The following is a 19982-nucleotide window of genomic DNA, read 5'->3' on the forward strand; positions in this document are numbered from 1 at the left end:
AAGAAGTAATCACTTGTGAGTTATTACGCTCGGGTTTAATTTATTTTCTACTTTCAGCCCTATCCAAAAACGACGCCATTCCATCCGCAAGGCTCTTTCGACCAGGAGCGGCGGAGGCACTTTTAGATATTTTAGCCTGAGCAGCAGTGACGTTTACAATAATTTTAGGTAAATTACTCTCAGAGAGGGCTATTTTAAAATCGTCCATTGAAGCGTAGCCCATTTTAGCAGCAAGAAAGTCTGTTGTTGCGCCCGCTACTAAGTCAGCGAGTTGAAGCCCTGGATGGTTCTTAGAGTCCTCAAATGAGAGGCTTGATACTCTAAGAGGAAGATCCATTTCTCGGCCGGGATAGCCAAAATTCGTTGGCGTTGCATCCGAATCCATTAGTAAACGAAGCATGTCCTCCTGTTTCCTAAGTGGTTTTGAAACATCATGGATAACGCTGAACCGATTAGGAGTTCGCATCATCAGATGGGAAACAAGCAAAACAAAGCTATCGACCGCAGGATCAAAGGCTGTATTGCTCTCGAACACTTGAAGACGTTCTTCAAGTGTTCCGAGGCCGGCAAGTAAAAATTTCTTGATGCTGAATCTTGGATTCTCGAACTGAACTATATCTAACAAGACTCTGTAAAATTTGTCATAGTATTCGGTGGAGTGATGAAGTAATGCATTGCCGAAAGCCCGAAGAAATTCATCCCATCTACTATCAGGGAATGCGTGGGGGCCAGCATAATGGAGCATCGCGGCTAAATTTGCGGCCATATCGTTGGCATACATGTCAATGCCATCTTTATGAAGCGAGGGTTCGATTATTTTATCTACGAACTGAGCGACAATAGTGAATCTTTTGTCCGCTGCTGATACCAAAAAATTTTCTTGTGAGATAATATCCAGGTTTAGAAAGTCGATAACGGATTTTCTTCCGGATGCAGAATGTTTGAGTTTTGAATATTTTACTTATGCCTGACTTTGCCTAAGCAAAGGCGGTGTCAGAGCTTTTGCACTGTCGGGACTAAGGGTTGTGCAGGCTAGCGCAAATATAGGCTGAGCTTGGTGTAAGAAATCCGCACCTGTGTTGCCAGATTCATCGAAAAAAGCGGTATTAATCATGGGCTCCACTAAATATTCAGAAATTAAAATTTCGATTTAGTATAATCAGGTCAAATCTTTAATGAATTTGGGTTCTACATAGACAGTATGGCAGCGTTTTTGGTAAGCCGGCCTGCCGATTTGGGCAACAACGCTCCAAACGGAATTGGCAGGTAGACCTGACTTACAGTATCATTTTTGAAATTGCTATGGACGAAATTTTTTGCCTTACCGCTGTTAAAATGAGTGGTGCAATCAATTTTGAATACTTTTTAATCACACTGGATATCAGCAAATGATTAAGCAAACCCTCGATTCAATTGCCTCAGCCAAAGCCAAGCTTGCGGAAGAGCTAAGAAAGTTGGAAGAGCAAGAGGCCAATCTGCTGCAAGAAGAAGCAGCGAACGCTTTTCAGGAAGTGTCAGATCTGCTGAGCCGCTTCGGCCAGCACTTTACCGCCAAGCAGAAAGCAGATCTCGCAGCTCAGCTTGGAGCTTCTGCTGGCGGACCTGGCCGTCCGAAGAAAGCAGCCGGCACTCGTAAGGAAGTGGCTCCCAAGTATTGGCTTCCCCACACGCAAGAAACTTGGTCTGGTCGTGGTAGGACCCCACGTGCTTTTGCAGCTTACGAAGGATCGGCGGCTTATAAAGAATGGAAGGCAAAGCATCCGGACGAAAAATTCCCGAAGTTTCCGGGATAACGAAGAGCCCCGCATCGCGGGGCTATTTTTTGAAGCATTTTCTGTCGGATAGCGCTTTTGCAAATTGCCCTGGCGTATAGATCGGGATCTCAATGCCGGGATTGAACTTGGCAAGTGTCTCCGCACACGCGCGTAACTCGGGCGGGCATTCGTTCCGATCAATATACGACTGCAAGCCCGGAACCAGAACACTTTCTGACGCAGAACCGATCACCTTGTGTCCGGTCAACGCCGCGATTTGAACTGCTCCGACTTTCTCACGAGTCAAATTTGTGGCGAAGGTGTGTCGGAAAATATGAGATCCGATGCCCGTCTTAAACCCTCGTTTTTTCAGATATCGGCCAAACTGTTGAACCATCGCGCTCCCGTAACCCTTCATGTATGCCTCGCCATCGTAGACTGAAATTGTAAGCGGCAGATGCGGGAATAAGCGGTCTTGCCCCGTGGATTTGACCTCATTGACGTAAGTAAGAATGCCGGCGTCGAGAAGCGGTTGAGCAATAGGGATGACTCGAATTGACGAAGCGTTTTTAATGCGCTGATCTTTGGTCGTCACGCGGAAACAAAAACAAGAAATGCCGTCGATGGTGACAATGTCTGAGATTTTAAGCTGTGCAATTTCGCCTGCTCTGGCACCGCTATAAAGCGCGATCATCGGTGCCCACCATCGGTGGGGCATATCCTTGCTCCATTGGGCGTAGGGTTCTAATTCGAAAATGCGGGCTAGGTCATCTCTGCTGAGAGGTCGGCGAGTTTTGACCAATGTCGAGGTATCCACCTCAACAGCAATGCCTTTCGCGGGTGAGCGTTCAATGTGTTCGGCATCAAGCTGCATATTGAAAAAGGCATTAATCCGCTTAACGTGATTGTTGTAGGTTGCAGCGTTTATGGATGAATGCTTTTCCTTTCTGCCTATTTCCAGAATTTCCTGGAAGCTTAAATATTTGTAGGCTTTTTTTCGCCTGGCATTTTTGGGCCAAAACTTATAGCTGTCCAACGCGGCACGAATATCGGTGTCTGTGACTGACGCTATTTGTTTATCGCCAATGGCCGCAAGCATGACACCAAGCGTTTGCTCATTGGATTGAATGTGTGTGAGCGTCATTTTTGTCCGTTTCAGATCGGAGATATATCCCGTGATCTCATCCGAAAGCATGCGCACTTTGAGAGTTGGCTTTTCTTCGCTGTAATCAGACTTCTTGCGCCTAGCTCTTCGCGTGAGCGTTTTCAGCACTTTGTCAAAGCACTCGGCTGCATCTACCCCCTCAACAATAATCTCACCGATGACGGTATTTCCGAGGGGCAAATTTCTAATGATGCATCTGCAAGATGTGCTTTGTTTTGTATGATCGGGCATGGAGTTTCCTTCTGCACCCGACACTAACGTCGAGCAGATGGCTGTCAATACCCATGTCGAAAACACTATTTTTGATGCAGTTTGTTTTGTTGCGCTAAATTTAAAATCCCCAGCAGTGTAAGGAGTCGCGAACAATGTTATATAAGTGGGTTAGATTTGTTGCGCTGTTCAATCACTTTGAAGTGAGAGCGTTCAAGAGCACGCTTAGCTCTTTATCGCTAATCAGGCCATCGACATAAAGCTGGGAGAGGTGCTTCACGCGCTTAGGCGGGCGGACCTTATTGGCTTTGAGGACTTGATAAGTTGTTTCTACCATTTTAGTGCGGAACGCGCGCTCTTCTTCGTCAAGAAGAGGCTCGGCGAGGTGATAATCAGTCGATGTTGTTTTTTTACCCATGCCACATTTATAATCGGGGATCAACTTCAGTCAAGGTGATTCCTGAGCCAGTATAAGAATCGCGGGGGAGCAGCACGCCCAACCTGATTCTTATGGATTAGGTATCATCTACGGCCCTCTACGGAGCTTTCATATCTTGGATACCCCGTGCTCCCTTTATCAATTTCTTGAAGCTGCTTCCGATTGCGCAAAAGACGCAATTCAATCGAATGCAAGCGCGGTAAGGCGATGCGCTGAGCTGGACGCCTTCATCGAGAAGTCAGCAGCAGCTCGTTTGCAAGTGCCCGTTGCGGCCCTTCTGCGGTTGAGTGCCAGAGGCATGTTTTGTGCATCGGTCAACACTGCTCTCATTGGATACCGTGCAGCGATCTTTCCGACTCTCAGAGCGTGTCTTGAAGCGGCTTGCTACGCACAACTCATCGAACAGAAGCCAGAGCTTGGCGACGTATGGGTTAAACGGCATCGAGACCAGGATGCTCGAAAAAGGTGCCGAGTTGAGTTTAACGATGCAGTCAAGAAAACATGCAAGCGTTTCAGTAAGTTGATGCCAGAAAATGCGGGTCTCATCACTGCCATGTATGACTCAATGATCGATGACGGTGCTCATCCTAATGTCAGGTCGATCGTTCCTTCCATCAAAATGGAGGAAACAGACACACATTTTGAAGTAGGGCTTGGCTTAGTTTTGCCTAGTAGAGTTGAGACTTCTCTCTTCTGCTGCTTTGAGATTGGCCTGTTTACATCATGGCTTATGACCGACTTGAACGCGGTAGATGAGAATTTTTGGATTGAGGCTGCAAATTTGAACGACATGAAGAACGAGTGGGAGAAAGAAATACTAGGCGGCCGTGCGGGTTGACGACCTTGTTCAAATTAAAAGAAAGGCCCCGACTGGGGCCCACTTTTTAATGCGTCAATTTAAATTAAAGCTTCAAGCCCTCATTAACGGCTTGTCGAATAAGCTCATACCACTTATCCATCTCGCGTTCATTTCCAAAACTGATCGTCCAACTCGGGTGGTCAATGTCTCGAACACTCACGCTGATCGTTCCCTCGTGCTTCGAACGATGCCAATGCTTATCCCAGGAGCGAATGTCTGAGAATTGATAGGACTTAATGGTGCTACCCATTTTAAATTTAATGGAAGAGCGAGTAGTTGAAATGGCAATCGCAGTGCGCTTGTTGAAATGGGTCCGCTGATAATTTTCTTTGAAGGCCGCACGCTCACCATGCAGCTTCAAGGCCACCACAGATCCAATCATAATAAAAAGCGCACCACCAACCAACAGGAGAAGGAGGAAAGTCCAGATCGTCATCGAAGTTCCAAGGCGGGGGAGGGCATACCAATGAGAAGAGGATTACTGGATGCGACCGGTGACCTTCCAAACTCCGCCAATTTCGGAAAAGGTGTAGACACCATCCATCTCATGGCCAAACTTTCGGCCCATGGCTGTGACTTCTGCACTTACGTCACAGACATAGCTCGGAGCGCCTTCTGCCTTCGTGCATTTGCCACTCTTGAAGTCTTCAATCCGGGCGTCGTCACTGCCGTTGTCTTTCACATATTGCAAGAACGCATGCTCTCTCTCCGTCTCTGCTGGGCCGCCTGAGCAGGCCGTCAGACCGGCAATGAGCAGGATGATGAGTGCGACACGAAGCTTCGACATGGTTGGGTCCTTTGCCTTGGGTGGGTGCAACCACAAGGGTTGCAACGAAGCAAAAGATACGCTAAACGTAACATACGGGCAACGTAATTTACGAGCAACGTAGCTTACGTTCATCCTTGGGGTATGACTTCTCCCAACGCCCGCAGTGTTCGTGTCGTCTTCGCCGCCCGCATGAAGAAGCGGAGGAAGACACTTCGGCTTAGCCAGAAGGCGTTAGGAGTGCTCATGGGACTACCAGAAGATGTTGCAGCCGTTCGAATCAATCGATACGAGCGGGCAGTGCACGAGTGCGACAGCGAGACCGCCCAGAAGATGGCTGATGCGCTGGGCGTCTCTCTTGCCTACCTCTATGCAGAGACGGAAGAACTAGCAGAACTCATCCAGGAGTTCATGCAGCTTCCCACCAAAGATCAGCACGCGCTTTTGGCTGACATCAAGTCACGCTCGCAACTGTCGCGGAAAAAATAGTCCAGGGACGGCTGGCGCATCGTTGGGTAGGGGAATTCTGATAATCGATAGGATTTTGGATCAAACGTGAAGATGGTCACGTTACCCTCGATTGCAGACTTGTGGGACATCACCATACATTTTGTTAAGCCGACGGTGATTGCGCGGTCTTATGGTGACACCGCTCGGAACTTCACTATACTGACGACGGGCGCAGCGTCAGGACAATAGCGCGACCCATCCCCCGAAATCGTAGTCCACTGGAAGGATATCGAAATGAAAGTTGGTCTTACAAAAGCCTCGCTGCATAGCATTGCCGTTGTTTTCATGCTTTCCCTGAGTGGCGGCGTTTTTGCTCAGGAAAAGGTGTTGCAAGAAAATATGACCACAGGACAGAAAAGGCAATTGGAGTCGGATCTGACTGGGTTGGTGCAAGACGTATTAAATGAAAATAATTTCAAGTATGGGCCTTCAAGAAAAACTAAATTTAAGCTGACTTACGACCAGCTGAAAGATACGATCTATATCGATTTCGATAAATCTGCGATCCCTAAAGAACACACCCCTTCATTCGACGAAGATTTGCAACTCATTTTTCAAACCGTCAGTGATGCCGTAGGCCAATCTGTTCCCGTGTCCGAGATTAAGTTTCTCTTCGGCGGTTTTGATATCTATCATTATTTTCCCGAAGATCGCATTCCGGTGGAAAATCCAGGCAAAGGCATGGCGGCTCGCTCACAGAAATCTGCCGCAAACCCAGTGATGCTCATTTCAGCAGGGCATGGGCTTGTGCTGGTCAATGCCACCAATCCTGCCAAAGCCGCGTGGGCATACCAGCGGCCTACAATCAACAATCAGATTGAAGATCTGCAAACATCTGTTCTTGCATCAGCAGTTGCAACGAGCGTTTCTGCACGCAGTAGCAACGTCACACAGTATCTTGCAAGATCTACTTCAAACGACGCTTATAACGAGGCATGCTCTGGGACCCCTGTGGTCTGCCCGCCTTTCAAAAATATGGCCGGCAGATACTATATCAAGAGTTTGCTGCCGGATAACCCGGAGATCTGGAACAGCTATTCTGCGGAAAACAAGCGGAACTCCAAAGATCATGAATATGATGACATCCGTTCGCGAGGCTTGTATGCGAATCATGTTCAAGCTGACCAGATGATCACCATTCATACGAATGCAGCATCCAAGGAAGGCACTCCCCAGACCACTGCCTCAGGTAGTCGCTTATTTTATAATAGTAGTAAAGCCGGTGCTTCCACGTTGGCATCAAATCTTACTTGTGCCATGAAAGAGATCATCAATTCGAATTCGACATATGCAAATTGGGCTGTTACGACTCAACAGCCGACGACTCTTTACGGTGAGAATAACTTCGCAAATCTTCCGGCAGTGGTCGTTGAGGTAGGCTTTAAAGATAATGTCAACGACGCAACTGCGATGGCCGACACAGTGTTTCAAGGGCTGATGGCTAAGGGTATTGAGAAAGGTGCGCGCCTTTCAAGAGAGTCAAAAGTCTGTAAGCCATTTAAGTTGCTCAGCGCTGCCAACATTAGTGGTCCCAATAGAACTCGTCCGCCGGTCGTAGTAAAGTTCGAAGGCTTTCCACAATATCCGATCAAAGTCCATGCCCATGTGGCCAGCTGTCCGACTGGCACTTGCAATGATGCAGACTTTACTATTAATTCAACAACTGATAATACGTTCACTTGGAACTTCGGGTGTAACTCATCCGCGTCGGCTGCATCCATCACCTACGGCGTCGAAACAACAGCGGTGGATGCTGATGGCGTCAAGGTGGCTGCCGTTAAATCCAATGTCACGTGTCAAAAAGTTGTCGCTAGCAGCTAACAAAAGATGTTGGGCTTGCAGCGCCTCGACTGACACCGCGTCTAAAAGCCGCATAGTTTGGACAGTGCTACGCCCTAAGCTGAATTAGAATCAGAAATATAAAATGAGGAGGCGAGGCCCTCCTCATTTTTTTGCGCGGGTTTAAGCTAGATGCGATGCTATTGGCTTGTGCCCAGCTGACGCTCTTCTAGAAGATCTCTAAGTTTATTTGCAGAGATCAACTCTCTACATATGGTATAGAAGAGCCAAGCGCACCATAGCAAGACCGGGAAGGCAAACAGTGACGCACGCTTTTGCTTAGGCACTTCTTTCGCTAAATGTGATTTGAGGACAGGGTCTTTCCACACCTCGCAAAGGATTTTAAGATCTCTCGGGTCGAATGTGGGCGGGATGACTTGTTTGTCGGCAGTGTTTTTGCACTGTTCGATAGTTAAAGTGTCGCTCCTGCTTGAAAAAAGCCCTGTCGTTTTTGCCTCAGTTTCTGAAATATATAAATCGGTCCCTGTCTCTTTCAAGCTAACCAATAAGCTATCTTTTGTTGCAATCACACCCAAGACGACAGCAAGAAAAATCGATGCTGCGAGAGGGATGAATGGAAGAATCACCCACCACTTAGAGTGAACTCGCTTCGGGTGGATGACATGGCTTTTGAGATCAAATGCCCAGCCGGCATGCCCAATGAGTTTGAGCGGGATATTGTGCAAATCCGAAAAACCAATCAGGGCCTTGGCGTCTCTAAGCGTTTGGACGCGAATTTGATGTGCCATTCGAAATCCAGCAAGTGCGGAGTGATCCGCCAAATTCTTCCGAATGACTTCGTCTTCGATGTCGTCTTTACTGATAAAAAGACGTAGCACACGGGTGTTGATAGGATGAAGAGAGCCCGAGCGCCAGGATGCAAATACAGCTGCCGAAAGAAGAGCAATGATGGAGCCAGCAGCGATCTCGCCTGTTAAAAATTTAAGCCATTCCATTTTTTGTAGCTGCCTTCTGGTTGTGATTGGCGGTCTTTGTTTGCCGTTTGATTGCGGCAATTGGGATCACATTATACCCAGTCCGTACAGGTTTGGTTCATGTTCATTTCATCTTGGACGCTGGCCATCTGCGCCCTGTGAAATATGTTTTAAATTCACACCTAATATTCCCTAGGACAAATACCTAAAAAAGAGAAGGTCAAGGGCCCACATATGGTTATTTGCTCCGCAAAAACCGTGGGCATCGCTTTCGCGATGAAAAGCCGCTGCTTGCGCATCGAGTTGGCCTAGAAGCTCTGCTTAGAAATGACCAAAACCCCGTGATTTATCTCTCAAAAACGGGTCGAGTGGTTTGATCTGGACAAAAGAAAGTTTAGCCATTTTGTTATTCCCACTATCAACCAACCTCAACCGGGAAATCAATGGCAATTTATCATGTCAGCATCAAATCGTTTAGTCGTGGAAAAGGTCAATCGTCAGTCGCAGCGGCTGCTTATCGTGCAGGGATCAATCTGCGGGATACAGCTCACAAAACGACGCACAAATATGGGAAAAGATCGGGCGTTGTCTCACAACAAATGCTTGCTCCCGATGGAGCACCGAGATGGTGTTTCGATGTTCGAAGCTTCTGGGATATTAATGAGCAACAAGAAACGAGAGCAAATGCTCGGGTGGCGAGGGAAGTCGAAGTTTCCTTACCCAACAGTCTAGATGCTCCACAGCGCAGAATGCTTGCCCTCGATCTTGGTCAGCTTCTTGTCGATCGCTATCAAGCGGCTGTGCTGGTGGCTGTTCACTTACCAGGGAGAAGGGGAGACCAACGCAATCATCATGTGCATCTACTCATCTCCGCCAGGAAGGTCGATGCCAACGGGTTAGGGGATCGAGCTTGTGCTGAGTTCGATGCAAGGCGGGGAGCAGGGGCAACGGAGATGAAAGTCCTGCGTGGGAAGATCGCATCAGTGATCAATGCGCATCTCATCATGGCCGGAGTTGAAGCACGAGTGGACCACCGAACACTGAGGGCCCAAGCGCAAGATGCGTTCAAACAAGGCGATTACGAGAGGGCCAGAGCGCTCACCAGAGCACCTAAAAAGCGCATCTCGCGGGGAGAGTTCTTCCAAGCCAAGCGCCATCAGAAAGCTGTGGCCTTGGGGGAAAAGGTCTCGCCAGCGGATCGGCGCTTTGCTCAAATTTTAAAAGAGTGCCAGTCTTCCCGGGAAAACCGTCTAGTCCATGATGTGCCTGCCAGCCACAATCATGACGCAGCGCTCCGTGATCGAGCCAGAGAGAAAGGGCAGAGGAGCTTTGCCGAACAGGAGAATCGTCGCTTCGATGATCAACTCTATCCCAACGGCCAGAGGCCAAGTCAGCAGGTTCTAAACCGCATCCATACTCGATACAGCCCATTGACCAGACAAGCCAGTAAAGTCACACGACTGGCAAGAGCCACAGGCAAAGATGCAGAAATTTTAAATCAACAAGCGGAGCTGATTGAGCAGTGGTTAGAAGCTCAGCATGAAACCGCTCGGCAAGCGTTGGACATTCTCAACAGCCTTCCGGGCATCCAAATTGAAGATTGCTTTAACCAAGCCTATGAGGTCCTAATGTGTCGCAGAGTAGATCACTACGCGACAAAGCCATTTCTCTTCGAGGATACGGAGCTGTTGGGTAAATCCATGCTGCGCTATGCGCGTATGCTCGTGAGTCCATACCGTGCGCAATGTGACTACCTTGCCGCAAAGGCTAGGCTCTCGGAGTTCGATGGTGAAGCGCCAACGGCTGAATCTGCGTTGGCCGCTCGACAAGCTCAAAGGGCAAAGCACCTGATCTCCAAGCGAGTGATGAAGTTAAGGGAGTGGCGGATTAAAAAAGCACGATGTGCCATGGATGAAGCGAGAAAAAGTTTCGAGAAAAACTTCAAAATTGATTTGCCAATCGCGCCGGGTCCTCAAGATCATTCATCAAACAATACGTTAGATTCTAACGAGTCCGGCCAGTGGCAACTTAGGTTCAAGCCGCCGCGATTGTGATTTTTGTGATGGCGAATAACGGCGAGGCTCAACGCCTCGCTTTTTTGCGATTGGCACTTGACCTTTCGAGCCAGCGGCTTACTGTATGCTCTTACTTGCACGGCGATATGACATGTCTAATAAAATGCTGCGTTGCGGTGATGATATCGATAAAAGCTGTCACGATATTTGGCTAGCGGTCTACATCAAAGAGGTCGCAAGCCAAGATCAACAGCGTGCGGAAGAACTGGCTCAAAGCGCGGTGGAAAATTATCTAAGTCGTTGGGTTCTTGATGTTCCATGTGGCGAGGACAAGCAGCTTTATTTAAATTCAATCTTGGCGATGGAATATGCTAAAAATCGACACCCGGAGTGGCTGAGGGAACAGGCTGCCCGATCCGCGGAATAATTTATTTTAGTTCTGATTTTAATTTTGCATTAGGGTTGGGCTCGATTTCCTGGAAGGAAGCAACCAGCTTATGGAGGGAATTTGTTTTTCCTGAGAATGCTATTAGTTTCCCGCTCGTTGTTTTAATTAGCGTCTCAATTTCTTCAGTTTTGCCGTCACATAGAAAATCCACGTATATCTGAAATTGCTTCAAAGGGACGCCTAGGGAGATGATGGTATTGGGCGGGCTTACTTCGTGTATTTCAACGGTTTTTTGATAAAGTTGCTGTATCAGGAAACGACTGATTTTTTTGCTAAAAATGCAATCGAATAACTCAAATTTTTTAGATGCTCGCAGGCCACGGAGGAGTCTAAGCTTTTGCTGGTCCGTTCTTGTTACTCCATATTCTGCTCCTTCATTTTCTTCAAAACCACCTCTTATTTGAGTGGCTAGAGCATAGGGTTCCATGGCAAGTTCATGCTCCCCGGCCGCAAAGGAGTAGTAAAGAAAATGATGGGCTGCTAATGAAATATTAAAGAGATTGAGGTAATCTGGCGAGGATTTTCCTGGCAATCCCTCAATGATTTCGCGGACTTTCCTGTGTGCATGTTTCCTCGGAGTCGAGGAGCCCCTCTGCCATTCCTCCCATATTTCAACTGATGTAGACTTGGCCTCTATCAAATAAAATTTTTCATCTCTTGAAAATTTGACATCGCCAAGCTTCTTATCAGTGTTGCCTGATAACGATACAAATAGATCAGGTTTGCAGCCATGGGCTTGGGCTATATCCCATTGTGTGTCTCTGAGTGCAATAACAACGGAGCTTTCGGCAAGACGGGCCATTTTCATACTCGCGAGATTGGTAACGGGGTTTTGCTGAATCTCAGATATCCAGCAGCTTGAAGGGATGTGATTTAAATTCAATTTTTTTCAATAAGTTGTTGCCTATATGGCCACATGATTAGCCGCAGTAGTGCCCACCAAAGCACGATCGTTGCTGTTGATGCAAGGTGCTCATCTTTAATTAGCCCATGGCCATAGAGATTTCTTAAATTGTGACCCGATCGGTGCGTGAGAATGGCTTTTAGCTCGATTACGATGTCTTCGTGGAACACCTGAGCAATGTCTTCATGGCCTAACAAATCACTCAAAGATTTCTCTTCCTCTATCCCATCTTTGACGGCAAGCGTGTTGATGTTTCTACGTTTAAACGCTGCACGCACAAAAGGCTCAGCTTGTGGGATAAGAAAGATGGCTGCTTCTTCCCAGTCGTGTTCCAGTCCCGCCAGAAGGCCTCTTGCCAAGGACCACTCGTGCCCCTCCGGAACCATAGGGGACGCATGAGTAAGGGCCAGCAGATCATTGAGCGTGGGCTCACACCGATTGCGAACCAAGCTGGTGGCATGCATGACAGCAACATTTGCAAGCAGCGGATGATAATATCGGCAGATGTTTTCGATCATGTGTTGCTCTAAATTAGCTGGATCTTTGGCATCGAACGCATCTCCTCGTTCGACTGGCACGCCTTCATCGTTGTAGACCACCCTCGCAAAAAGATGCTGGAAAACATATTTCTTGGACGTCTCGATGACTTCCGCTTTGATTTTCTCGACCGAGGTGAAGGTTGAGAATGCAAACGCGAGTTGGAAGAGTGCCGTAGGCAGTTCTGTGCTGGTGACTTGCTGCTCGATGAAAGCAATCAGACCTCTGGTGTCGATCTCGTGGCTGACTGAGTGCATCTCATCCGAGATCGTCCTTCGGATCTCGGCTAACTCCGATTGCAGCTCTTTAATTTTGGTTCGGTCGCCTCTGTGCCGGCGAAGCAAAGCAATGCCTTCTGCCATCCAGTCCGCTCGCACCATGGCCTGTCGGTCGCCACGAGCTTTTTTTATCAGTGCATCGGCAGATTTGTGATAGCACGCCTCAGATCGAGCAGTGTTCTTGGCGGCATGCCACAGTCTTGCGGCTTTTTTATAGAAGCTTGGAATGTTATCGACCACTGCTTCTTGGTCATCGCCAAACCATGAATCGGCAGCTTTCTCCAACTTTTCAGCGATTGTTCCAGCTAGGGAATGTTGTCTTTGGATAATCTCTTCTGCAAGTGTTGAAATTATACCAAGCCGTTTTTTATTAATTGCATGGTCGATTGCGTTGGTGGCCGTCATCCACACATCTTCTCGGAACGCGTCATCCTTTCGACGGTATTTCCAACCCAAATGCATCGCTCGTTGCAGACATTGCAAAGAGTCCATTGCTTTAATTGACTCATTCCCAGCGAGAAATTCCTTCGCATGATCCAAGTATGCTTGGGCGGCGACTGCTCCCATTTCTCCCATTCCCCGGCCCTTTAAGCCAACCGATGGCCCTGCCACGCACGCCACATCCGCCAAGCGCGCTTTAAGCCAAGCATTTCTCGCGGACTTGGCCATGGCTTGAAGAAACTGCACATCCAGTTGTCCAAGGTGCTGCGGAGCGGGTGTGCAGCGATTACCATCCTGCCACATTGGTCCAAATGGCTCTGGCAAGTTTCCACGGAAGTGCATTGATATGACTGCACTAAGCAACTTCAAAACCAATGCTTCTTCTTCATGGCCTTCCTCAGCCAAATTTTTAGATCTTTGATCCGTCAGCTGGGATGCACCCCAGCGGTGATTTGTCCAGTCGTGATCGGCGAGATGGGCCTCCCAATCCAGATCATCCAAGATTGTCAGCGGAACAGGCTTGTCGATGATTGATGGCAGTGTCTCGGATTCGCTTGCCGCTTCCTCTTTTGCCGCTTGATCTTGACCGTCCATGCGCAAATCCTCGTGTCTAATTTTTCCAACCAGTTTTATTTTTCACCGCAATAGCTTCTTGCTTTGCAGTCTGTCGTCGCCGTTCCATGTGGCGAACCTGTTTAAACGAAAGATCAAATTGCTTAGGCTGATAGGCTGGCAAATCAACGGGTGGACCAAACTTTTCCAAGGCTTGCAAACGGGCTGGGACCGTGGGCGGATCAACATAATGTTTAAGCCCCGGTGGGAGCGTCAGATCATGCCCTGTGATCTGCTGAGCTGTCATCACCGAAACGCCATGCTCATTGATCAACGCATTGGAAAGGGTGTGGCGGAAGCAGTGGAAGCTTTTGAGCCGTTGTGTTAATCCGCATTTCTTGGCATACGTTCGGAATTGGTCGCCCAACGCATCCCCGTAACCATGTTCACTGTGATACGGCAGATGGGGAAACAGTCTGTCAAAGCCAGCTGCCTTGACCTCATCTCGATAGACCAAAATTCCTGCTTCAATCAGTGCAGAGGGAAGTGGCACAAAGCGGGAAGAATGCGGATTTTTCAAGCGCTGATCGGCTCGTGCTGCACGAATGTGGATGCCCCAACATCCTCCCACTTGATCGAGATCATCCACATAAAGTTGCGCAACTTCATTGATGCGGGCACCTGTTGTTAATCCCAACAAGGTGCCAAACCAGCGATGGGGATACTTCGAAGCCCACATTTTAAATTTTGAAGGCTCAAACAACGCGTTGAGTTCTTCTTTTGAAAATGGATTGCGACTTGGCTCATCGGTGGTTGCCTTCGACCGATTGAGGATTGCCTTATGAGGAGCTTTGCTGATCAGATCTTCGCTGGCCAACGCATTAAAAAATGCTGCCAAACGATCTCGATGCTTTTCCTTCGTGCGCATCCCAAGTTTGGCGTAGCTGCCTTTTTTGGCTTTCTTCAAGATGTCGGCAGGGGCCAGCTGCGCAAACTCTGCCTTCTTGCTCGCGTTGCTGGGGTAGTGCTCGATGGCTTCCAGGAAGCTCCGCACATCATCGGCTTTGTAGTCTTCAACAGGCTTGTCACCGACCAAAGCAACGAACAATCCGAGGCTGTATTCGGTGTCGAAGATGTTGGTCGCACTTCGACCGACTCTTTTCATCTCACGAACATGGATGGCTGCGCGTTCAGAAAACAACGGCCCGGCCTTCTTCCTCACTTCGGTGGAAGAGGGCAGCGGGAGATTTTTCAACGCTTCGAGCAGCCGAGCATGGTCTTCGGCTCCGTCAGCAGACAGTTCCATCCCACCCACCTTGATGGTGTAGGGCTGAGCTTCGTTGCCTTGCAATGCGGCCAAAGCCTGGCTCAGCAAATCGTCCTTCATGCTGCTTGCCCCCCGCCGCATCCGATCGAATGCTTCCGAGAGTGCCACAGCAGTTCGAGCTACGGCCAGTCGGGCAGCATCACCCAGGGACAAGCGAACGGGACGGACAAGGTAGCGCGAGCCAATGATGGCTTGCAGGTCGGTCGGGACGAAGAAGCGCACGTAGAGCCCAGCAGGGCGGCGCAGAAAATAAGGCTTCGGCACGGGGTTTGATACCTCGTTTGATACCTAACGCAGGCTCAAACTGAACATCAAACCCCGGGCCGAACCTTCGCAGAATCAAGCACTTACTGCTCTCTTCCGCGTTCAGATGGTGGAGGTGGGCGGAATCGAACCGCCGTCCGGAAGCACTCCATCCCCAGCACTACATGCTTAGCCCTCCGTTAGATCTCATCTCCAGGCAGCACGGCTGGCAAAGCGCACCTGGAGACCAGCCTGCTTTATCTAACCGGTAGCTGACAGGCAGCCACTACCGATGGTTCCGTGATAATGACCCTACACCTACGAGCACGGGCACAAGTAGGTTCGGGGGTTCGCCTTAGGCGGCTGTAGAACTACAACTAAAGCTGATTAAGCAGCGATAGCGAAGTCCGAACCGTAGTTGTCATCGTTGGCAACTAAAAGTTTGCTGCTGGATTAACGAGGAAAGCTGCCCCCTCGGCATGCGCCAAGCGACTTCGCGACCCCCGTCGAAACCAGTGCACCCCCGGGGAAAGCATCAAAACGCCGACAAGACCAGTGTAGGGAACGGCGCGCCCTGTCACAAGTGGCGAGATACGCAGCGCTTACAGTGGCTTCAGTGCCGTGCCGGGCGGCACAATCTATAAATGAAGGAGCGAAGCGATGGCGACAGGCAAGCCCCCCCCGTCCACGGCCCGCGCGCGCTGCGCCGCGCAAGTCAGCAAAAAGCGCTGAAAAACCGGTGCGTCAGCGTGAAAAGCATCTACCGCAGCCGGGGGCGCAGGCGCCCGCGTTGACCCGGGTGCAGGGCAGGGCGCGCACCGTGATCTACATCCACGGCATCGGCAACAAGCCGCCAGCCGAGGTGCTGCGCTGCCAATGGGACCAAGCGCTGTTCGGGCGGCCGATGGGCGAGCGTACGCGGCTGGCGTATTGGGTCAATCGCGAGCGTTATCCGTTCGCCGAGCCGGGCAACTGCGATGCGCGCGACGTCGGGCCTGCGATCAACCAGAGCGTGCAACGCACCTTGAGTACGCTTGGGTTAGTGCCGGGCGAGCAGGATCTGCATCTGCTGGCCGATGCGTTGGCGCAGAACGAACAGGAACGCGCGGATCTGCATCGGCTGCTGGATGAGTTGGATGGCGCGCGTGCCCTCCGCAGCGTGCATGCCAAAGGATCCATCGATGCGATCAACCGGCTGCTGCTGCGGCTGATTTCCGCTGCGTTGCTGCAGGACGTGCACGACCTGTTCTTCGTGCCGGAGCGCGCGGCGCTGATGCGCGAAAGCCTGGCACAACGGTTGCGCTCGGGCGGCGGGCCATTCGTGGTGGTCGCACACAGCCAGGGTTCGATGATCGCCTACGACGTGCTGCGCCAACTACAGGCCGCGGACTGCGAGGTCACCTTGTTCCTTACCCTGGGCTCGCCACTGGGCTTGCCGCAGATGCGCAGCATGTTCAAGCGCTGGACAGGTGCGCGCAAACTGCCGTTTCCCGACTGTGTGCAGCGCTGGTTCAATGTGGCCGAAACGCGCGACCCAGTCGCGCTTGATTCGGATCTCACCGGCGACATTGCCAATGCCAAGGGGCGCTTCGAGAATCTGTCCGGCGCACGCCTGAATCCGGATTGGCCGTACAACGCGCATTCGGGTTCGGGCTATCTAACGATTCCGCAGGTGCGTGCCGCAGTGCGCGAGACGGTTGGTGTCGGCTTCGATCAGCCAGTCTCCAATGTGGTGTTGATCAAGGATCTCAGCGAGCAACTCGAAGCGCACGGTCCAGAGTATCGGCATGAGGTATTGATCTAGCTGGATCGGCGGTTGCCGGGCAACGACCCGGCTGGTGTTCGCGTGCTGCTGTTGTCGGAGTTACGCGATACCGCAGCACGTAGCACCGGCCTGGGTGGCGACGCGTTGGATGAAGTGATCGAACTGGAAGACAGCTTGCAGCGCTTCGTGTCGGTGCGGCTGACGCGCTTCGAGATTGAATCGCTGCAGGATCGCTATCGCGCATTGGGGTTCCGGCGCGTGTGGCGCGATGCTGGCAAACGTGCGCTGATCCACGCCTCCGGCAACGTGTTGCATGCCGATGCCGCACGCACCGCGTATCACGCGCGTGGGCAGCAGATCGGTTGGGCGGTGCTGGATACAGGCATCGCGGCTGACCATCCGCACTTTTTCGTCAAGGGTGAACGCGACAACGTGGTGGCGCAATGGGATTGCACGCGACGTGGTGTGGCCAAGCGGCTTACGCGCGCGGATGGCGATGCGTTTGCCAAGCTCGATCGACATGGGCACGGCACGCATATCGCCGGAATCATTGCCGGCCAATGTCGTGCTGTGATTCCTGATGCACAGAGCAATCCCGGCAGCCCGCTGGAGTTTGCCGGCATGGCGCCAGATACCCAGTTGTACGGCTTCAAAGTGCTCGACGATGCAGGAAACGGCCGCGATTCGTGGATGATCAAGGCGGTGCAGCAAGTGGCCGCGATCAACGAGCGCGCCAGCCAGTTGATCATCCATGGCGTGAATCTTAGCCTGGGCGGCTACTTCGACCCGGAGAGTTGTGGCTGCGGCTTTACGCCGTTATGCAACGAATTGCGGCGGCTGTGGCGGCTGTGGCGGCAGGGCGTGTTGGTGGTCGTCGCCGCAGGCAACGAAGGCCTTGCCTGGTTGATGCGCAACGATGGCGATGCCCATCCGGTGAATATGGACCTCTCGATCAGCGACCCGGGCAATCTTGAAGACGCCATCGTGGTCGGCTCGGTGCACAAGAGCAGTCCGCACAACTACGGCGTGTCGTATTTTTCGTCGCGCGGGCCGACAGCCGATGGCCGTGGCAAGCTCGATGTGGTCGCGCCAGGCGAGAAGATCCTGTCGGCCTATTACGGCTTCGATCCAAAAGATCCGGCTAGCCTGATGGTGGAGATTAGCGGCACCAGCATGGCTGCGCCGCACGTCTCCGGCGTACTGGCCGGCTTTTTGTCGGCACGCCGCGAGTTCATTGGTTTCCCGGATCGGGTCAAGCAGCTGCTGCTGGAAACCAGTATCGACCTGGAGCGCGATCGCTATGTGCAGGGCAGGGGGCTGCCGAATTTGATGCGGATGCTTGAAAAGACGTGAGGAATCGGCACTAGGGAATCGGAAATCGTAAAAGCACGGCGCCGCGCGCGGACCCAGTTCGTGCTCCGGCAGCAATATGAGCTAAGCACGAAGCAGGCAACGAACCCGGCTCTTGCGATTCCCCATTCCTGATTCATGCATCGCGATTATGCCGGCGCATCACGCGCTGCTTGTCGCGCTGCCAGTCGCGGTCCTTGGCGGCGTCGCGCTTGTCGTGATTCTGCTTGCCCTTGGCCAGGGCGATTTCCAGCTTGATCTTGTTGTTGCTCCAGTACAGCGCGGTGGGCACTAGGGTGTAGCCGTCGCGTTCGACGCTGCTCAGCACCTTGTCGATTTCCCGGCGGTGCAGCAGCAGTTTGCGGGTGCGTCGCTCCTCGGGAATCGTGTGCGAGGAGGCCTGGATCAGCGGGGTGATCTGCGCACCGATCAGGAAAATCTCGCCAGACCGCACGTACGCGTAGCCGTCGACGATATTGGCGCGGCCAGCGCGGATCGCCTTGACCTCCCAGCCCTGCAGGGCCACGCCGGCTTCATAGCGCTCTTCCAGGTGGTATTCGTGACGCGCACGCTTGTTCAGCGCGATCGTTTTGGTGGCCGTCGCGCCGTTTGCTTTATCCTTGGATGGTTTCTTGCTCATGCCGCTATTGTCGCCGATTCGGTGTCGTCAAACGATCTTCTGTCTTTCACAAGTTAGAGAATGCCTACCATCCGTCGCAGCGCCCTGGTCGAACACAGTACCTCCCGCATGTTCGATCTGGTCAATGATGTCGCCGCCTATCCGCGCCGCTTCGGCTGGTGCGACGCTGCCCATGTGCTCGAACAGGACCGGGCGCATATCGTGGCACGCCTGGATCTTGGGCTGGGGTCGTTCCGCACTTGGTTCACCACCGAGAACATCCTGGAGCGCCCCGGGCGCATCGTCATGCATCTGCGCGACGGCCCGTTCAAGCGCTTGGAAGGGCTATGGGAATTTCAGTCGTTGGGCGAGAATGCCTGCAAGGTCAGTCTGACGATGGAAGTGGAGACCAGCTCGCGGCTGTTGGGACCGGCGCTCGCACTGGGTTTCCAGGGTTTGGCGGATCGCATGGTCAACGATTTTGTGCGGGTCGCCGATCGCGGCGACGTTTAGGGCGCGCCTGAGTCATGCGCGTTGAAGTTGTGCTGGCCTGGCCGGACCGTTGTCATTCGGTGCTGCTCGATCTGCCCAAAGGCGCCACGGTTGCCGAGGCGGTTGCAGCGTCTGGCTTGGCGATTGAGCAGGCGCCTGCAGCGCATGCGATCTACGGCTTGGTCGCTAGACCAGAGCAGGTATTAGGCGAAGGAGACCGGGTCGAGTTGCTCAGGCCGCTATTGCTGGATCCAAAAGAGGCGCGTCGCCGACGTGCTGGGCCCGGTAACAAAGCCGGCCGCGACGTTTAGCGATCTTGGGTAGTTGCAGCATTGGTGCACGTCAATGAGCGGACTCTTTCAGCAGCGGCGCTGAAAAAAAACTTCTGTTTTCTAGCGGGCTCAAGCAACAAGCAAGGCGCTGTTCGCGTAGAGTGAAGTGCAGTCTTGCGCAGGTCGTGCACGCACAGCAGATCATGCACATCCAAGCTGCCGCCGAGCGGAGACAATCGCACGCGCATTTGCTCAACAACAT

At 51.6% G+C, this 19982-nt stretch carries 18 protein-coding genes, 1 other RNA gene and 1 pseudogene; 9 read left to right on the plus strand and 11 right to left on the minus strand.

Annotated features, from left to right (window positions below):
- Positions 1 to 40: 40 nt before the first annotated feature.
- Positions 41 to 781 carry a DUF3800 domain-containing protein gene (locus PD885_RS20625; RefSeq protein ID WP_108780192.1) on the minus strand — a complete coding sequence of 247 codons (741 nt, stop codon included), beginning with the start codon at positions 779 to 781 and terminating at the stop codon, positions 41 to 43.
- A gap of 607 nt (positions 782 to 1388) precedes the next feature.
- On the opposite strand from PD885_RS20625, the gene PD885_RS08360 reads away from it, so the two are divergent.
- Entirely contained in the window at positions 1389 to 1793 is a 405-nt protein-coding gene (locus PD885_RS08360) for an H-NS histone family protein (RefSeq protein WP_076036043.1), read from the plus strand.
- Positions 1794 to 1815: 22 nt separating this feature from the next.
- On the opposite strand, the gene PD885_RS22000 is transcribed toward PD885_RS08360, so the two are convergent.
- Positions 1816 to 3150, minus strand: coding sequence for a site-specific integrase (locus PD885_RS22000; RefSeq protein WP_231895772.1), 1335 nt, complete (start codon positions 3148 to 3150; stop codon positions 1816 to 1818).
- Between the two features lie 172 nt (positions 3151 to 3322).
- A complete protein-coding gene (locus PD885_RS08370) occupies positions 3323 to 3547 on the minus strand; it encodes a hypothetical protein (protein WP_088056792.1) in 225 nt (74 codons plus the stop codon).
- A 136-nt stretch (positions 3548 to 3683) separates the two neighbouring features.
- On the opposite strand from PD885_RS08370, the gene PD885_RS08375 reads away from it, so the two are divergent.
- Complete coding sequence (locus PD885_RS08375) at positions 3684 to 4406, plus strand: hypothetical protein (protein WP_088056793.1); 723 nt, start codon at positions 3684 to 3686, stop codon at positions 4404 to 4406.
- A gap of 64 nt (positions 4407 to 4470) precedes the next feature.
- On the opposite strand, the gene PD885_RS08380 is transcribed toward PD885_RS08375, so the two are convergent.
- Positions 4471 to 4863, minus strand: coding sequence for a hypothetical protein (locus PD885_RS08380; RefSeq protein WP_088056794.1), 393 nt, complete (start codon positions 4861 to 4863; stop codon positions 4471 to 4473).
- Between the two features lie 42 nt (positions 4864 to 4905).
- A complete protein-coding gene (locus PD885_RS08385) occupies positions 4906 to 5214 on the minus strand; it encodes a hypothetical protein (RefSeq protein ID WP_088056795.1) in 309 nt (102 codons plus the stop codon).
- A gap of 171 nt (positions 5215 to 5385) precedes the next feature.
- Between PD885_RS08385 and PD885_RS08390 the strand changes: the two genes are divergently transcribed.
- A complete protein-coding gene (locus PD885_RS08390; protein ID WP_076037734.1) occupies positions 5386 to 5682 on the plus strand; it encodes a helix-turn-helix domain-containing protein in 297 nt (98 codons plus the stop codon).
- A gap of 255 nt (positions 5683 to 5937) precedes the next feature.
- Positions 5938 to 7524, plus strand: coding sequence for an N-acetylmuramoyl-L-alanine amidase (locus tag PD885_RS08395; RefSeq protein WP_088056796.1), 1587 nt, complete (start codon positions 5938 to 5940; stop codon positions 7522 to 7524).
- 158 nt (positions 7525 to 7682) lie between these two features.
- Here PD885_RS08395 and PD885_RS08400 read toward each other — a convergent pair whose 3' ends face one another.
- Positions 7683 to 8498 carry a DUF6216 family protein gene (locus tag PD885_RS08400; RefSeq protein WP_172404508.1) on the minus strand — a complete coding sequence of 272 codons (816 nt, stop codon included), beginning with the start codon at positions 8496 to 8498 and terminating at the stop codon, positions 7683 to 7685.
- Positions 8499 to 8920: 422 nt separating this feature from the next.
- Here PD885_RS08400 and PD885_RS08405 point away from each other — a divergent pair, with 422 nt between their 5' ends.
- Both PD885_RS08405 and PD885_RS08410 read left to right on the plus strand, forming a co-directional pair.
- Positions 8921 to 10531, plus strand: a complete 1611-nt coding sequence (locus PD885_RS08405; protein WP_088056797.1) for a MobA/MobL family protein — start codon at positions 8921 to 8923, stop codon at positions 10529 to 10531.
- A 112-nt stretch (positions 10532 to 10643) separates the two neighbouring features.
- Positions 10644 to 10919, plus strand: coding sequence for a hypothetical protein (locus PD885_RS08410; RefSeq protein ID WP_088056798.1), 276 nt, complete (start codon positions 10644 to 10646; stop codon positions 10917 to 10919).
- Position 10920: 1 nt separating this feature from the next.
- On the opposite strand, the gene PD885_RS20635 is transcribed toward PD885_RS08410, so the two are convergent.
- The 4 genes from PD885_RS20635 to ssrA all read right to left on the minus strand — a co-directional run bounded on the left by PD885_RS20635 (position 10921) and on the right by ssrA (position 15747).
- Complete coding sequence (locus tag PD885_RS20635; RefSeq protein WP_145954096.1) at positions 10921 to 11742, minus strand: hypothetical protein; 822 nt, start codon at positions 11740 to 11742, stop codon at positions 10921 to 10923.
- A 77-nt stretch (positions 11743 to 11819) separates the two neighbouring features.
- Positions 11820 to 13694 carry a DUF4209 domain-containing protein gene (locus PD885_RS08420; RefSeq protein WP_088056800.1) on the minus strand — a complete coding sequence of 625 codons (1875 nt, stop codon included), beginning with the start codon at positions 13692 to 13694 and terminating at the stop codon, positions 11820 to 11822.
- Positions 13695 to 13710: 16 nt separating this feature from the next.
- Complete coding sequence (locus tag PD885_RS08425) at positions 13711 to 15243, minus strand: site-specific integrase (RefSeq protein WP_088056801.1); 1533 nt, start codon at positions 15241 to 15243, stop codon at positions 13711 to 13713.
- A 107-nt stretch (positions 15244 to 15350) separates the two neighbouring features.
- Positions 15351 to 15747, minus strand: a transfer-messenger RNA (tmRNA) gene (gene ssrA, locus PD885_RS08430).
- 135 nt (positions 15748 to 15882) lie between these two features.
- On the opposite strand from ssrA, the pseudogene PD885_RS08435 reads away from it, so the two are divergent.
- A pseudogene (locus PD885_RS08435) lies at positions 15883 to 18340 on the plus strand (S8 family serine peptidase).
- 133 nt (positions 18341 to 18473) lie between these two features.
- On the opposite strand, the gene smpB reads toward PD885_RS08435, so the two are convergent.
- Entirely contained in the window at positions 18474 to 18977 is a 504-nt protein-coding gene (smpB, locus tag PD885_RS08440) for an SsrA-binding protein SmpB (protein ID WP_002804345.1), read from the minus strand.
- 60 nt (positions 18978 to 19037) lie between these two features.
- On the opposite strand from smpB, the gene PD885_RS08445 reads away from it, so the two are divergent.
- On the plus strand, positions 19038 to 19469 hold the full coding sequence (locus PD885_RS08445; RefSeq protein ID WP_002804347.1) for a type II toxin-antitoxin system RatA family toxin: 432 nt from the start codon (positions 19038 to 19040) through the stop codon (positions 19467 to 19469).
- Between the two features lie 14 nt (positions 19470 to 19483).
- On the plus strand, positions 19484 to 19759 hold the full coding sequence (locus PD885_RS08450) for an RnfH family protein (RefSeq protein WP_002804349.1): 276 nt from the start codon (positions 19484 to 19486) through the stop codon (positions 19757 to 19759).
- Positions 19760 to 19982 lie beyond the last annotated feature (223 nt).

The sequence above is a fragment of the Xanthomonas fragariae genome (genome assembly GCF_900183975.1).
In the GTDB taxonomy this organism is placed as follows: domain Bacteria; phylum Pseudomonadota; class Gammaproteobacteria; order Xanthomonadales; family Xanthomonadaceae; genus Xanthomonas; species Xanthomonas fragariae.